The organism is Streptomyces sp. 3214.6 (assembly GCF_900129855.1).
Lineage (GTDB): Bacteria > Actinomycetota > Actinomycetes > Streptomycetales > Streptomycetaceae > Streptomyces > Streptomyces soliscabiei.
In genome coordinates this window covers 8,652,100-8,666,536 of sequence record NZ_LT670819.1, presented here as the reverse complement: position 1 = coordinate 8,666,536, position 14,437 = coordinate 8,652,100, and the positions used below count along the sequence as shown (strand labels likewise).

Here is a 14,437-nt window from a genome sequence, read left to right as displayed (position 1 = left end):
GCCGGGCTGGAGCGCCCCCCGACCGCCCGGCCGCCCGTGCTCACCCCGTGGCGTCCACCAGGGCCAGTTGGTGGAGCCGGTCCGGCGGGCCGGGGCGGGCGTAGTACCAGCCCTGGGCCGTGTCGCAGCCCAGTATGCGCAGCTGCTCGGCCTGCGCGCCGGTCTCCACGCCCTCCACCGTGACCGCGAGGTTCAGGCTGTGGGCGAGCGAGACGATCCCCTCGACGATCTTGAGGTCGACGGGGTCCGCCGGGAACTGCTGCATTCCCTGGGTGAAGGACCGGTCCAGCTTGAGCACGTTCACCGGGAGACGGCGCAGATTGGCCAGGTTGGAGTAGCCCGTGCCGAAGTCGTCGAGGGCGATGTCGACGCCCATCTCGGCGAGTTGACGCAGGGGTTTGAGCAGGTCGTCGTCGGCGCCGATCAGCGCCGACTCCGTCACCTCCAGGCACAGCGCGGCCGGCTCGACGCCCGCCCGCTCCAGGATCTCGACGGTGTCCTGCACCAGACCCGGGTGGGTGAGCTGGCACGGGGAGAGGTTGACGTTGATACGGACGGGCGCGGTGTCCCCGTTGCGTTCCCGCCACTCGCCGGCCTGCCGGACCGACTCCTGAAGGACCCAGCGGCCGAGCGGCACGATCAGCCCGGTGCGCTCGGCGAGCGGGATGAACCGGTCGGGGCCGAGCACCCCGTGCTGCGGGTGCAGCCAGCGCACCAGGGCCTCCGCGCCGCGCACACTGCCGTCGCCGAGGTGCACCAGGGGCTGGTACTCGATGAAGAACTCACCGCGTTCGAGAGCCGCCGGAAGCGCCGTGGTCAGCCCGTGCCGGGTGATCGCGCGGGCGTCGGCCTCCGGGTCGGCGAGCTCGAAACGGTTGCCGCCCGCCGACTTGGCCCGGTACATCGTGATGTCGGCGCTGCGCAGCACCTCCGCCGCGCTGCGCTCCCCGGCCGGCCCCTCGACGATGCCGATGCTGCCGCGCACGGTCAGCTCCCGGCCGTCGATGCTGACCGGCGCGAGCAGGGCGTTCATGATGCGCGCGGCGAGTTCGTCGACCTCGCGGCGGGTGTCGGGGCCGGTGGTCAGCGCGACGAACTCGTCGCCGCCGAGCCGGGCGACCATCTCACCGGGCGCTGTCGCGCAGGACTGCAGCCGGTCGGCGACCTCGACGAGCAGCCGGTCGCCGGCCGCGTGTCCGAGGCTGTCGTTGATGGTCTTGAAGCCGTCCAGGTCGAGGTAGCACAGACCGAAGCGCTGGTTCTCGCGGGCGCCCAGCGCCTTCTCCAGGCGTTCGAAGAACAGGGTGCGGTTGGGCAGGCCGGTCAGCGCGTCATGGGTGGCCTCGTAGCGCAGCCGGAGGTTCAGCAGCCGGCGCTCGGTGGTGTCCTCCATCAGGGCCAGCTGATACTGCGGGTTGCCGTCCGCGTCACGCAGCAGCGAGACCGTCAGGTTGGTCCACAGGACCGTTCCGTCAGGACGGCTGAACGCCTTCTCCGTGTGGTAGTGCTCGCGCTCGCCGCGGACGAGTTCGGAGTACAGCTTCCAGGTCTGCGGCGCGTCCTCGGGATGGGTCAGGTCCTGGACCCTGCGGCCCCGCAGACTCTGCTCGGAGCCGCCGAACATCCGCAGCAACGCCCCGTTGACCTGGAGGACGTTGCCTTCCAGGTCGGCGATGCCGATTCCTATCGCGGCGCCCTCGAAGACCGCTCGGAAGCGGGCCTCACTCGCGTGCAGTGCCTGCGCGACCACGCCCTGGGCCCGCAACGCGGCCTGGGCGATGGCCTCCTGCTCGGCGAGCGTGCGCCGGCGCAGCGCCTGCGCGTATCCGGCCGCCATGGCGTGCTGCAGCCGCGAGGCACGGGTGCGCAGGTCCTCCTGGGGGCCGTCCTCGCCGCAGTAGAGCACCAGGTAGGCGTCCACGCAGTCGAGGGAGCGGCTGAGCGCCTCGGGGTCGGTGCAGTGCGCGTCGACGAGAGCCGAGCCCACCGCCTTGCCCGCGTCCGCGTCGAAGGCCCGCTCCAGCAGCGCCCCGCTCAACCGCCGTGCCAGCGGCAGCAGTTGTTCCTCCAGCTCGGGCCGGGTCAGCGACGTCGAGGTCACCGGGAACACGGCCCGGCTCCAGATCGTCACGAACCGCCGCAGTCTGTCCTCCGGCCCGTCCGGCTCCGCACTCACGCCGTACGCCCCACGCCGGCGAAACCCGAGAAGGCCCAGGGGTCCTCGTCCTCCGGCGCCGTGTCCGGCCGCCAGTGCGGCATCGGCACCAGTCCCGGTTCCACCATGTCGTACCCCTCGAAGAACCGCTCGATCTCGGCACGCGAGCGCATGACCAGCGGGTTGCGAATGTCCTTGTATACGTCCACCGCGCCCTCGGCCCGCTCCGGCGGCAGCGGGATTCCCTCGTACGAGGCATGCGTGAGCACGAGCAGACTGCCGGGCGCGAGCGCGGCGCCGAACTCGGCCACCGCCGCGTACGGGTCGTCCGCGTCCTCCACGAAGTGCAGCAGGGCGACGAGCAGCAGCGCCACCGGCCGCTCCAGGTCGATCAGTTGCTCCACCTGCGGGCTGCCGAGGATCTCCTGCGGCTTGCGCAGGTCGGCGGCCACGACGTCGGCGTCGGCGTTGTCCGCCAGCACCGCCTCGCTGTGCGCGACGGCCACCGGGTCGTGATCGACGTACACCACCCGCGCCCCCGGGCTGGCCGCCTGGGCGACCTCGTGGACGTTGCCGAAGGTGGGGATGCCGGAGCCGACGTCGAGGAACTGAGTGATGCCCTCGCCGACCGCGTACCGCACGGCGCGGCGCATGAACGCCCGGTTCGCCTGGCTGATCTTCGGGAGTCCCGGCATGAACTCCATGGCCCTGCGGGCCGCTTCCCGGTCGACCTCGAAGTTGTACGAACCGCCCAGGTAGTAGTCGTAGATCCGCGAGACGCTCGGCACCGAGATGTCGATGCTCCGAGGGGCCCAGGCGGGACGCTCCATCTATCTCTCCAAGGCGTAGGCGATCCGGTGTTCGAGCTGAGGCTACTGATCGCCCGCCAAACGGGCGAGTGGAAACGGAAATTGACCGTCCGTTCCCGGTCACTGCCTGCGGCACGTGCCGAATCGACGACCCCCGAGGGGCTACGAAAAGTACCCGGGGCGTTCCGGAGAGTTCCGGCGCGGCCCCCAGGGCGGCGAAAGTCTACGCATACGGGGTATGAACGGGAAAACGGCGATCCGCCCCCTCCGTGCGGCGTGGAGGGGGCGGATCCGTGGTCGTGCGCGCTCAGTCAGCAGGTGCGGTGATCAGCCCTGGGGAGGCGATCTCTACTTCTTGGGCGCGCCGACCAGGTCTCCATTGGGGGCCACGGCGTACCAGGTACCGCCGACGCCCTGGCCGTTGATGTCGCCGGGGGCCTTGTCACCGGAGAAGGTGTAGATCGGGAAGCAGTTGATGGTCTGCTGCTTGTCACCGTCGGACCGGGTGAAGTTCATGTAGCCCTTCTTCTGGATCCCCTTGGTCTGGGAGAAGTCGACGGGCTCGACCACCGGCCACTTGTCCCGGCAGGCGCCGTTGCAGTTCGACACCGGCTTGGGCCACGCCTTGTCCTTGATGAAGCGGTAGACCGTCATGCCGGCCTTGTCGACCACGATGTCACCGAGGTTGGCGTCCTTGCGGACGGACAGGCCCGCCTGGGCGGTGTCCGAGCCCGAGCCCGACCCCGAGCCCGACTTGGCCTTCTTGCCGTCGGGGGCCAGCGCGAACCACTTGTTGCCCACGCCCTGGCCGGTGGTGTCACCGGGCTTGGCGTCCTTGGCGTAGTAGTAGGCCGGCCAGCCGCCGACGGTGAGCTGCTTGGTGCCGTCGGGGCGGGTGATCTCGCCGAGCAGCGACTTGTCGATGCCGTCGCCGGCGCTGGTGTCGTCGGCGGACACCGGCGGCCAGGTGGTGGCGCAGTCGCCGTCGCAGTTCGACTTCGGCGGTTCGGCGGTGTCCGCGTCGAAGCGGTAGAGAGTCTTGCCTGCGCTGTCGGTCAGGATCTTGCCGAGCTGGCCGTTCGCGGAGATGGCCAGTTCACCGGCACCCGCGGTCTGGGCTCCGGTACCGGTGTCGGTACCGGTACCGACGCCGCCGGGCGCGCTGGCGCTCGCACTGGCGCCGACCCCGCCGTAGCCGCTGCCGACGCCGCCGATGCCACCGGCCGGAGCCGTGGCTCCGACGTTCTGGCTCGACGCCGACGTGCCGCTTTCGGATCCGCACGCCGCCGTCAGCGCCAGAACGGCCACGGTGCCCGCCGCGAGTGAGGCGCTCCGCCAGGTGGTCTTCATCGTCAACAACTCCCCGATCGTCACAAGGGTGTTGCAGCGCCCTGCTGCGCCGCCGCACGGCCCTGAGTACGCATGCGGGCGGTCGTTGTGTTCAAACCCGGCACGAAAAACTTTCCGGAAGCTGTGCCCCGGGGTCCGGGCCGACCGGCTCATCGGCCGATCCGCCGACCGGTCCGCCGGCCGAAGAGTCCGCCGAAGACCCCGCCGGAGAGTCGGCCCGTCACCGGGTCGCACAGGCACGCGAGGGACCGGATGCGCGGCCGCACTCCCGGCAAACCCCTGGTCCCGAACTTCCCCCGTTCGGGGCATTCCCCGCCGGGTGCGGGCGTAGGCAGGTGCGAGAGGTCGCATGATCTCCGTCGTGCATGGACCCCAGCAGACCCGATCCACCCTCGCCGCAAGGGCGTTGGCACTGGTGACCGTGGCCTGGATCCTCGCGGCCGCACCGGCCGGGGTGGCGGCGGCCGACGCGTGCGCATACGCCTCGACGGGTCCGGACGGCATCGAGGCGGTGGCGGTCGCGGGGAGCGACTCGTGGCCGACTCCCCCGGTGTGCCCGAAGCCGAAGCCGACGCCCACCCCGAGCCCCACCCCGCCGAAACCGGAGCCACCGCCCAAGCCGACGCCACCGCCCGAGCCGACGCCACCGCCCAAGCCGACACCACCGCCCAAGCCGACCCCGAGCCCGCCCCCGAAACCCACCCCGAAGCCCGACCCCACCCCGAAGCCGCCGCCGCCCCAGCCCAGGCCGCCGACGCCGGCCCCACGCCCGAAGCCACCGGCGCCCCCGCCGCCCCGGCCCGCCGCACCACTCCCCCGGCCGGCCCCCACACCCACCCCCACCCCGACACCGAAACCGACCCCCACGCCACGCCCCTCCGCGACCCCGGTGACCTATCCCGCGTATCGCCCCTCGGTGCACCAGCGGGCCGCCCGCGGCGGCCAGTCGCCGGTCGTCTACGTCCTGCTCATCACCGTGCCCGCGGTGATCGCCGTCGCCGCGATGCGACCGCGCTAACGATGATCCTGGAGGCATCACTTGCCGGAATGGCTTGTTCTCACCCTCGCGATGCTCGCCGCCTGTGCGGTGGTGGTCGTCGTCACCCTCGTACGGCACCGTAGGGCGCCCGAGGACGAGGACCCCTCCGAGACCCCGGACGTCATCGAGTACATGACGATGTGGATCGGCGTGGTGTACGCCATCGTGCTGGGCCTGGCCATCGCGGGCGTGTGGGAGGCGCGCAGCGTCGCCCAGGACCACGTCCAGGCGGAGGCCCAGGCGCTGCACGAGATCTCCGAGCGCGTGCGGGTCTACCCGACCGACGTCCGTGACCGTATTCGGGACGATGTCAACGCCTATGTCGGACACGTCGTCACCGTCGAATGGAAGACGATGGCCGACGACGGCGAGGTGACCAAGCGCGGCGACGAACTCCTGCAGCGCGTCCGGGTCGACGTCACCGACTACCGGCCGGCGTCCGACTTCGAGGCGCAGGCGTATCAGCCGCTGCTCGACCAGATGGCCGCGGCGGACCAGGCGCGCAACGCCCGCGCGGCCTCGACCGGGGCGACCATGCCCGGCGTGGTGTGGTTCGGACTGCTGGCCGGGGCCGTCATCACCATCGGCATGGTCTTCGCTCTGCAGATCCGGCGCACGCCCCGTGAACTGGTCCTGGCCGGGCTGTTCTCCGCGCTCATCGCGTTCCTGCTCTTCCTGATCTGGGACTTCGACGCGCCCTACAGCCGGGGTGTCACCGCGTCGGCGGAGCCGTTCCTCCACCTCTTCCCGCACATCGGCGGCTGAGGTTCGGTCCCGCGCCGGGGGGTGGCCGCCACGCCGCGGCCGTCCCCCGGTCGCACGAACGGTGTCCCCTGAGCGGCCCACACGCATGCCCCATTCGCGCGACTGCGATCGCGGCGGCGCACACGTGTTCCTAGCGTTTCGGTCATCGAGGTGCATTTGCGGCGCAAGCGGAACAGGTCCGCACCGCTGCTCCTCGAGGACCGGAGGATCCACATGCACGCGATACGCGTCGCTTCGGCCGCCCTGCTGGGCTTGACCGCCCTGACCTGCTCCGCACCGGCCGCCCTCGCGAGCGACGGCGGCGACGACAACCACTACGTCATGTCCAACGGCTACGACGTGCTGCCCTCGGCCATCGCGGCGGGCGGCCAGGTCACCCTTCGGGTGGACCGCGTCGCCAGTGGCTGCGGACGCTCCGTGACGGTCTCGTCGCCGGTGTTCGACACGGTCGTCGTCCCGCGGGGGTCGTCGTCGGCGGTGGCCCTGGTCGACCGGGACGCCAGGGTGGGCGGGTCGTACCGGGTGACGTTCGTCTGCGGCGGCGTCAGCGCCGTCAAGGAGTTGACGATCGCCGGCGGTCGTCCGGCCGATCTCACGCCGGCGCCCTATCCGGTGCAGCAGGGTGTGCACGCCGGCGAGGGCGGCACCGTCGCCGGGTTCGACCTGAAGGAGATCGGGCTGGGCGCCGCGCTCATCGCCGGATCGGTCGGCGCCGCGTACTGCCTCTCCCGGCGCCGCACCGGCGAGGACGGCGGCTGACGCTCCACCGGGCGCGGGTCTTCGCCCCGGATCCCAGCGGGGACCGGGGCGAAGGTCTGTGTGACGTGCGGTCTGCGGGGGTGCGGGGGCGCAGCTCAGATGCGACGCTCGGCGCGGCGTCGCATCCAGAACAGACCGCCGCCGACCATGGCCGCGGCGACGAGCCCGCCGCCGATGGCCATGTCGGTCGGCGTGGCGCCGGTGCTGGTGCCGCCGCCCAGACCGCCGCGGACGCCCCCGATGACGGTGAAGGCGTCCGGGCGGGTCAGGGTCCGGCCGGAGCAGTTGACGGTGATGTCGTACGTGCCGGGCCGGGCGTCCTCGTCGATGATCGCCCTTCCCTTGGCCGTCTGGTTGGCGCCGTTGATCGGGGTCAGGTTGGCCGTCCTGAAGGCGGGCGACGTCATGGTGCCGCCGCTGGGGCAGCCGTCCACGGTGACGGTGATCTGTCCGCCGCGGGCGATGACAGCAGGCAGCACGACGATGTTGCTCGGGCTGACGCCCATGCCGTCACGCGCGAGCGCCGCGGGTGCGGCGAGGCCGAGGGCGGCGACCGAGGCGGCTGAGACCGCCGCGGCCGCCAGGACACGAGTGGTACGCATGTGATCCTCCGCGGAAGGCGTCCCGGGGCCCGTCCCCGGCATGTCGGCGAGAAAGCACCTCCCGGAAAGACCCTCAGATGCCGTGCACGCGCCCGCATTTCGGGAATGGTCCGTACTGGTGAGAGGACACGCCGGGCGGCATGCACACAAGGGGATATCGCCGCAGGTCACGGACCGTCAGAAAATTCCTGCCGTCGGCAACTCGGATGGCGCACCGAAGAGGGTCGGGGCCACCCGTTCGCTGCTGCCCCGTCGCCGGTTGCCCACTCGGGACTTAGCGTTCTCGTATGCGCGAAAAGGACGTGGCGACGGCCGCGTCGAAAGGGGATGGCGAATGTATGCGTACGAGCTGTCCGAGGCGGCGGATGAAAAGGAGCGGCAGAAGAAGCGCGCCCCTTGGGGCGTGATAGCGCTTGTTCTGCTGACCGGTCTCGCGCTCATCCGGAACGGGTCGGGGGAGTTCGACATCGGCCCGCCGCAGCCGGCCTCGGCGGCGGCCGCGGACAGTCGGGCCGGCGCCCTCGGCCTGCCCCCGACTCCGCTGGCGTACGCCGTGCCGAACCGGGTACGGATCCCCGCCATCAGCGTGGACGCGCCGATCATGCCGGTCGGCCTGGACACGGACGGCTGGGTGGCCGCACCGCCGCCGGAGGACCCGAACCTGGCCGGCTGGTTCACGGGCGGGGTCTCGCCCGGCGAGAAGGGGACGTCGGTCGTCGTCGGCCATGTCGACAACAAACTGGGTCCGGCCGTCTTCTACGGTCTCGGAGCCCTGAAGAAGGGAAACCGCGTCGAGGTGTCGCGGCAGGACGGAAAGACCGCGGTCTTCGATGTCTATGGCATCGAGGTGTTCGAGAAGAACAACTTCCCCGGCGACCGCGTCTACGCTTCGAAGGGCTCTCCGGAACTGCGGATCATCACCTGCGGGGGCGGTTTCTCCAAGGCGAAGGGTTACGACGGGAATGTCGTCGCTTTCGCCCGCCTGGTCGAGGTCCGTTGAGCGGTTCCCGACCGGGCGGGCGGATGCCTCGTGTCAGGTGTACTTCCGGTGCGGAACGGTGATGTGATAGCCGGAATCCAATAGCTGCGGCAGATATCTGCGCAGCGCCCGCACGCTCTGGGAGCGGTCGCCCCCGGCGTCGTGCGAGAGCACCACGACGCCGGGGGCGGCGCCCTGTTCGACCCGTTCGACGATGGTGCCGGTGCCGGGGGTGGTCCAGTCGAGGCTGTCGACCGTCCAGGCGAGGGGTTCCATGCCGAGTTCGGCGCCGAGTTGGAAGGCGGCGCGGTTCCAGGCGCCGTAGGGGGCGCGGAACCAGCGGGGCCGCTCACCGTAGCTCTCCTCGATGACGTCGCTGGTGCGGATCATCTCGGAGCGGATCTGGCGGCGGGTCAGCCGGGTGAGCAGGGGGTGGGACCAGGTGTGGTTGCCGACGATGTGGCCGTCGTCGGCCATGCGTTCCAGCAGGTCCTCGTTGTCGACGGCCATCTCCCCGCACACGAAGAACATCGCGCGCACGTCGTACTCGGCCAGCGTGTCGAGGATGCCAGGGGTGTAGCGGGGGTCGGGGCCGTCGTCGAAGGTCAGCACCATGGTGCGGCCGCGGCCGTTCATCCTCAGCAGCGGTTCGCGGCGCACCGGGGTGCGGGCGGGCGCGGCGTGCGGGGGGCCGTAGCCGGTCAGCGGCTGGAGACGGTAGGCGGAGGGCTTCCGCGGGATGCCGCGCGCCGGGGCGCCCGCCGCGGGGGCCGGGGCGGCGGCCTTCACCGGCTTGCTGTCCCCGCCCCACCCGAACACTCCGGCCGTGCCGACCGCTCCGACCGCGGCGGCGCCCGCGAGCAACGCCCGGCGCCGCGTGAACAACTGATCCTTCTTCATGAGTCATCAGTCGCCCGACGAAGCCTCGACGCACCGCACCGACACCGCCCCGGCGGCACGATTCCACCCGACCGGCGCAGTGCGGGGTCGGCCGGCGCGAGCAAGCAAGCGGCCCGCGCGCGGGGAGCTGTCCTGCCGGTCGGATGGCGGGAGAGCCTCGGCGCCGTACCTGCGTGATCGGCCGGGCGGGTCCCATCCGGACCTGCGGGTTCCGATAGCCTCTGGGCCGTGACGGAACAGCACTCACAGCAGCCCGCGCACCAGTTCGAGCGGGGCACGGATGGACCCAAGGTCATCGTCGCCGGCGTGGACGGCTCCGACACCTCGCTCCGGGCCGCGGCCTACGCGGCCGGTCTGGCCCGGCGCCAGCACGCGCTGCTCGCCGTGGTGTACGTGCAGCCGGTGCTGGCGGCGGGCGCGGCGTTCGGAGTGCCGGTCGCCGACACGACCGACGCGATCGCCGAGGACCTGGTCGCGCAGATCCGGCACGCCACCGAGCGGACGCGCGGGATATTCGATGTGCGCTGGGAGTTCCACACCTTCCGTGGCGACCCCTACAGCGGGCTGGTGAAGGCGGCGGACCAGCTCAAGGCGGACGCGGTGGTGGTGGGCGCCTCCGAACAGGCGGGCCACCGGATCGTGGGGTCCGTCGCGATCCGGCTGGTGAAGGCGGGGCGGTGGCCGGTGACGGTGGTGCCGTAGCACCTCCGTCACCCCGAAGGCGCGGCCGCCGCTCCTCTCACTCCCCTCTCACCGGTCACTCCCCCATCACCAGAGCGTCCTTGGCCGCGCCCCGGCTGAGGACCACGGTCCTGATCCGGTCGCGCACGCCCTCGACGTCGGCGCCCCGGGCGAGCGCGTTGTTGAGGTTCACCACCCGGCCGGCGTCGATGTCGAACATCTGGGGTACGAACTCCGCCTTGCGCACCTCCCAACGGCCGCCGTGCCGGGCGGGCGGCGCGAAGGTGAAGCGGGCGAGGGTGGACTGGTTGCCGCGCGGGTCCTGGGCGCCCTGGTGGTTGAACATCTCGCCCGCGATCTGGTCGCCCAGCCCGTAGACGACCCAGGTGCCGTTGATCTTCTCGTAGGCCTGGGGGACGTGCGCGTGGGTGCCCAGGATCAGGTCGATGTCGGGGCGGCCGGCCGTGCGGGCGGCGGTGAGGGTGCGGGCGAGGGCGAGTTGGCGGTCGTCCGGCGCGTCCTGCCATTCGGTGCCCCAGTGCACGGAGACGACGACCACGTCGGCGCCCGCCTTCCGGGCGGCCTTGGCGTCGGCGACGATCCGGTTCTCGTCGATGAGACTGACGGCCCAAGGCTGCCCCGGCGGGGGCGGGTAGCCGTTGGTGTCGTAGGTGTAGGCGAGGTGGGCGACCTTCGCCGGGCCCGCGCGCAGCATCGTGACCGAGTTGGCCTCGGCCTCGGTGCGCGCGGTGCCCGCGTGCCGTACGCCGGCGCCGTCGAGCGCGTCGAGGGTGCGCCGTACGCCGGCGGCGCCGTCGTCGAGGCTGTGGTTGGAGGCGGTGGAGCAGCCGTCGTAGCCGGTGGCGGCGAGGGCCGGGGCGATCTCGGGCGGGGACCTGAAGACGGGGTAGCCGGTGTAGGCGCCGTTCGCGCCGTAGACGGTCTCCATGTGACACAGGGCCAGGTCGGCGCGGGAGACGACGGGCTTGACGCCCTCGAACATCGGGCGGAAGTCGTAGCCGGGACCGCCCGCGTCGAAGTGGGCGCGGTCGATGATGGTGCCGTGCGGGAGGACGTCGCCGGAGGCCACGAGAGTGAAGCCGCGGGCGGCGGACGGTGCCGGACGTCCCGTCGGCTCGGCCGGCCGGTCCCGGGCCTGGCAGGCGGCGGCCGACGCGAGGACGGCCGTGAGGACCAGCGCCATCTGATGTCTGCGTGCGATCACCTGATCACTCCACTTCGCATGAATTGTCATATTTACGCACGTATCAGTACTAATGGATGGGAGGCATCCGAGCGCCCCACCACTCCCTGCGTCCAGGGCCGATGCCCGCGATCGGCGTAGCCCGGACCGTTCGTCGAACCGTTCGTCGACGCGATCGACCGTCCGCCGCAGATCCCTGTGCGGACGCTGTCCCGAACCGGCGCACTGCGGTGCCATACGCCCATGACCGCCGGAATCACCCTCACCGCGACCGGGCCGACGACCGCCGAGCACGAACTCGCCGCCTTGCAGCGCGAGCACGGCAGGCCGCTCTTCGCGCTGCTGCTGAGGCTGTCCGACGGCGACCGCCAGCGCGCCGAGGACCTCGTCCAGGAGACCCTGGTGCGCGCCTGGCAGCATCCCGAGGCACTGCGCACCGACGCCTTCGACTCCGTACGGCCCTGGCTGCTCACCGTGGGCCGACGGCTCGCCATCGACGCGCGGCGCGCCCGGCAGGCGCGGCCGGCGGAGGTCGGGGACGCGGTGCTGGAGAACGCGCCGGTCCACGCCGACCACGCCGAGCGGGCCGCCGCGGCCCTCGATGTGCGCGAGGCTGTGAAGACACTCACTCCGGAACACCGTGAAGTCCTGGTGCTGGTGTATTTCCAAGGGGCGAGTGTGGCGGAGGCCGCCGAAGCCCTCGGAATTCCTCCGGGTACGGTGAAGTCCCGCGCGTACTACGCGCTGCGCGCCCTACGCCGGGTGCTTCCGGGATACGCGGCCGACCTGCACTGAAACCCACGGCTCGGTCAAGCCTCCGTAAAGCGCCTTGCCGAGGACCCCCATTGAGTAATCGGGTGTCCTTATCCGTGTTCCGGATGGGGTCCTCCCCGGGGTCCCCGCATCGGGCGACGCGCACGCACCGGAGGAAGGCAGGAAGGGATGCTGCACAGAGGTCACCAGGACACGGACGGCACCGGCGGCGGTGAACTCACCGTCCCCATGGCCTGGCTGTACGCCGAGTACATCGCCGACGAACTGCTGCGGACCGGCGATCTGATGCCACCGACGTCCTTCGAGTTCCGCGCCGGACGCGATGCCCTGGCGCTCACCATCTTCCTGTCCGACACCGACGGCGAACTGCCCGGCATCCGGGTCGTCACTCAGCTGGAGACCTGGCTTTCGCTCACGGCGTACGACCAGCCGTGGCAGGACTGGGTCGGCGAACGTATGTCTCAACTGACGGCTGAAGCGGCCGCGTTGGACGGGCCCGCCCCGGATCTCGAACTGGCGGCCGCGGCCTGGCGCTGGCTGGAGGAGACGGAGCTGCTGGCTCCCGACCTCAACGCGGTGCCGGGCGGCGCCCCGGTGGTCGGCGAGGAGGACGGACCCAAGGTCTGGACGCCCGCCTGGCAGCTCGGACTGCCCCTCGGGCACCTCGCGATTCATCTTTTTTAGATTCGCACCAATCCGCGGGCCGGTCCGCTCCGAACATCTGGGTCACGATTCGGTACGCGGCTTGAGTGATTCGTCTGTCGGGTGCGTACCGGTGGGAGCAAGGAGTAACCCCACTGGCACTCAACGGCACGAGGTTTCGGCATGAGGTCCCTGGAGAGGCATCGCGACGTCGGCGCGTACGCGCTCGGCGTGCTGGACGAAGCGGAGGCCTTCCGCTTCGAGGACCACCTCATGGAGTGTCCTCAATGCGCGGCGCAGGTCACCGAGTTCGGCCCCACCGCCCGACAGATGATGCTCTACCGGCGCGCCACCCCGCGTGCCGTGCACCCCTTCGCCGGGCCCGGCCCGCAGCTGCTGGACCGACTGCTCGGCGAGGTGGCGGCCCGGCACCGCGCCGTGCGCCGACGGGTGCTGTACGCGGTGGCCGCCTCGGTGGTGGTCGCCCTGGCCGGTCCGGTCATCGCGATGATGGCGGGCGGCGGCAGCGACGGCGCGGACGCCGCGCGGGTCACCGCGACCGACGAGAAGTCCGGAGTGTGGGCGCAGATCACCACCGAGGACGAGCCGTGGGGCAGCCATGTGGAGCTGAAGGTCAAGGACGGGGCCGGCCCCCGCTCCTGCCGTCTGATCGCCATCGGCGCCGACGGCTCCGAGCAGACGATCACCAGCTGGGTCGTTCCCAAGCACGACGCCCGCCCCAACACCGTGCAGGGCGCGGCGGCCTGGCACTCCGACGAGATCGTCCGCTACGAGCTGCGCACGGCGACCGGCGAGCACCTGGTGACGCTCGACGCCCACTGACCTCGGCCCGAAGTGAGTTCAGGTCACTTCGTGCCCAGGTCGGCAGGGACGCCGCCTCGGCGGTGACGCCTACTTCAGCAGGCGCGACATCCGCCGGTCCGCCAGCGGCTTGCCGCCCGTCTGGCAGGTGGGGCAGTACTGGAGCGAGGAGTCACTGAAGGAGACCTCGCGGACGGTGTCGCCGCACACCGGGCAGGGTTCGCCGGTGCGGCCGTGGACCCGCAGGCCGCTCTTCTTCTCCGCCTTGAGCCGCCCCGCCGCCACACCTCGCGAACGCTCCACCGCCGCCGTGAGCGTCGTGCGCAGGGCCTCGTAGAGGATGTGGGTCTCCTCGGGCGTGAGGGACGCCGCGAGCTTGAAGGGGGACATTCTCGCCGCGTGCAGGATCTCGTCGCTGTAGGCGTTGCCGACACCCGCGATCAGGCTCTGGTCGCGCAGGACGCCCTTGAGTCGGTGCCGCTCCGCGGCGAGGAGTGCGGCCAGGCGGGGCTCGTCGAAGTCGGCGGCGAGCGGGTCGGGGCCCAGCCGGGCGACGCCGGGCACCTGTTGCGGGTCGCGCACGACGTACACCGCGAGCCGCTTCTGGGTGCCGGCCTCCGTGAGGTCGAAGCCCGCCCCCGTCTCCAGGGCGACCCGCAGCGCGAGGGGGCCCTTGCCGGGGCGCGGCGGCCCGTCGGGCAGGCGGTCCTTCCAGTGCAGCCAGCCGGCGCGGGCGAGGTGTGTGACGAGGTGCAGCCCGTCGCCGGCCGTCAGGTCGAGGAACTTGCCGTGCCGGTGCACGGCGGTGACCTGCTGCCCCTCGACGGCGGTGACGGGCGGGTCGTACGTCTTCAGCACGTTGATCGCGACGGGCAGCACGCGCACGATCTCGTGGCCGACGAGATGCTCGGTCAGGAAGTCCTTGAGCGCTTCCACCTCGGGGAGTTCCGGCATAC

At 71.5% G+C, this 14,437-nt stretch carries 15 protein-coding genes; 8 read left to right on the top strand and 7 right to left on the bottom strand.

What is annotated here, in order from left to right; all coding sequences use genetic code 11:
- Window positions 1-40 precede the first annotated feature (40 nt).
- The 3 genes from B5557_RS39085 to B5557_RS39075 all read right to left on the bottom strand — a co-directional run bounded on the left by B5557_RS39085 (window position 41) and on the right by B5557_RS39075 (window position 4,314).
- Entirely contained in the window at window positions 41-2,176 is a 2,136-nt protein-coding gene (locus B5557_RS39085) for a putative bifunctional diguanylate cyclase/phosphodiesterase (RefSeq protein ID WP_079663927.1), read from the bottom strand.
- Window positions 2,173-2,985, bottom strand: a complete 813-nt coding sequence (locus tag B5557_RS39080) for an SAM-dependent methyltransferase (protein WP_079663926.1) — start codon at window positions 2,983-2,985, stop codon at window positions 2,173-2,175. The genes B5557_RS39085 and B5557_RS39080 overlap by 4 nt, the downstream gene beginning before the upstream one ends.
- Before the next feature lie 327 nt (window positions 2,986-3,312).
- A complete protein-coding gene (locus tag B5557_RS39075; RefSeq protein WP_079663925.1) occupies window positions 3,313-4,314 on the bottom strand; it encodes an SCO0930 family lipoprotein in 1,002 nt (333 codons plus the stop codon).
- Between the two features lie 349 nt (window positions 4,315-4,663).
- Here B5557_RS39075 and B5557_RS39070 point away from each other — a divergent pair, with 349 nt between their 5' ends.
- From B5557_RS39070 to B5557_RS39060, 3 genes are all read left to right on the top strand, one after another.
- Window positions 4,664-5,332 (top strand): hypothetical protein, encoded by a 669-nt coding sequence (locus B5557_RS39070; protein WP_079663924.1) that lies wholly within the window; start codon window positions 4,664-4,666, stop codon window positions 5,330-5,332.
- Window positions 5,333-5,353: 21 nt separating this feature from the next.
- Window positions 5,354-6,118, top strand: a complete 765-nt coding sequence (locus tag B5557_RS39065; RefSeq protein ID WP_079663923.1) for a bestrophin-like domain — start codon at window positions 5,354-5,356, stop codon at window positions 6,116-6,118.
- 213 nt (window positions 6,119-6,331) lie between these two features.
- A complete protein-coding gene (locus tag B5557_RS39060; protein WP_079665233.1) occupies window positions 6,332-6,877 on the top strand; it encodes a hypothetical protein in 546 nt (181 codons plus the stop codon).
- A 95-nt stretch (window positions 6,878-6,972) separates the two neighbouring features.
- On the opposite strand, the gene B5557_RS39055 is transcribed toward B5557_RS39060, so the two are convergent.
- Window positions 6,973-7,479 (bottom strand): hypothetical protein, encoded by a 507-nt coding sequence (locus tag B5557_RS39055; protein WP_079663922.1) that lies wholly within the window; start codon window positions 7,477-7,479, stop codon window positions 6,973-6,975.
- A gap of 334 nt (window positions 7,480-7,813) precedes the next feature.
- On the opposite strand from B5557_RS39055, the gene B5557_RS39050 reads away from it, so the two are divergent.
- Window positions 7,814-8,479, top strand: a complete 666-nt coding sequence (locus tag B5557_RS39050) for a class F sortase (RefSeq protein WP_079663921.1) — start codon at window positions 7,814-7,816, stop codon at window positions 8,477-8,479.
- Between the two features lie 33 nt (window positions 8,480-8,512).
- Here B5557_RS39050 and B5557_RS39045 read toward each other — a convergent pair whose 3' ends face one another.
- On the bottom strand, window positions 8,513-9,358 hold the full coding sequence (locus tag B5557_RS39045; RefSeq protein ID WP_079663920.1) for a polysaccharide deacetylase family protein: 846 nt from the start codon (window positions 9,356-9,358) through the stop codon (window positions 8,513-8,515).
- 228 nt (window positions 9,359-9,586) lie between these two features.
- Here B5557_RS39045 and B5557_RS39040 point away from each other — a divergent pair, with 228 nt between their 5' ends.
- Window positions 9,587-10,060 carry a universal stress protein gene (locus tag B5557_RS39040; protein ID WP_079663919.1) on the top strand — a complete coding sequence of 158 codons (474 nt, stop codon included), beginning with the start codon at window positions 9,587-9,589 and terminating at the stop codon, window positions 10,058-10,060.
- A 55-nt stretch (window positions 10,061-10,115) separates the two neighbouring features.
- Here B5557_RS39040 and B5557_RS39035 read toward each other — a convergent pair whose 3' ends face one another.
- Window positions 10,116-11,264 carry a CapA family protein gene (locus B5557_RS39035; protein ID WP_079663918.1) on the bottom strand — a complete coding sequence of 383 codons (1,149 nt, stop codon included), beginning with the start codon at window positions 11,262-11,264 and terminating at the stop codon, window positions 10,116-10,118.
- Window positions 11,265-11,486: 222 nt separating this feature from the next.
- Between B5557_RS39035 and B5557_RS39030 the strand changes: the two genes are divergently transcribed.
- The 3 genes from B5557_RS39030 to B5557_RS39020 all read left to right on the top strand — a co-directional run bounded on the left by B5557_RS39030 (window position 11,487) and on the right by B5557_RS39020 (window position 13,502).
- Window positions 11,487-12,038 (top strand): sigma-70 family RNA polymerase sigma factor, encoded by a 552-nt coding sequence (locus B5557_RS39030; protein WP_079663917.1) that lies wholly within the window; start codon window positions 11,487-11,489, stop codon window positions 12,036-12,038.
- Between the two features lie 147 nt (window positions 12,039-12,185).
- Entirely contained in the window at window positions 12,186-12,701 is a 516-nt protein-coding gene (locus tag B5557_RS39025; RefSeq protein WP_079663916.1) for a hypothetical protein, read from the top strand.
- Between the two features lie 141 nt (window positions 12,702-12,842).
- A complete protein-coding gene (locus tag B5557_RS39020; RefSeq protein WP_079663915.1) occupies window positions 12,843-13,502 on the top strand; it encodes a zf-HC2 domain-containing protein in 660 nt (219 codons plus the stop codon).
- Between the two features lie 69 nt (window positions 13,503-13,571).
- Here B5557_RS39020 and B5557_RS39015 read toward each other — a convergent pair whose 3' ends face one another.
- A complete protein-coding gene (locus B5557_RS39015; RefSeq protein WP_079663914.1) occupies window positions 13,572-14,435 on the bottom strand; it encodes an Fpg/Nei family DNA glycosylase in 864 nt (287 codons plus the stop codon).
- Between the last annotated feature and the right edge of the window lie 2 nt (window positions 14,436-14,437).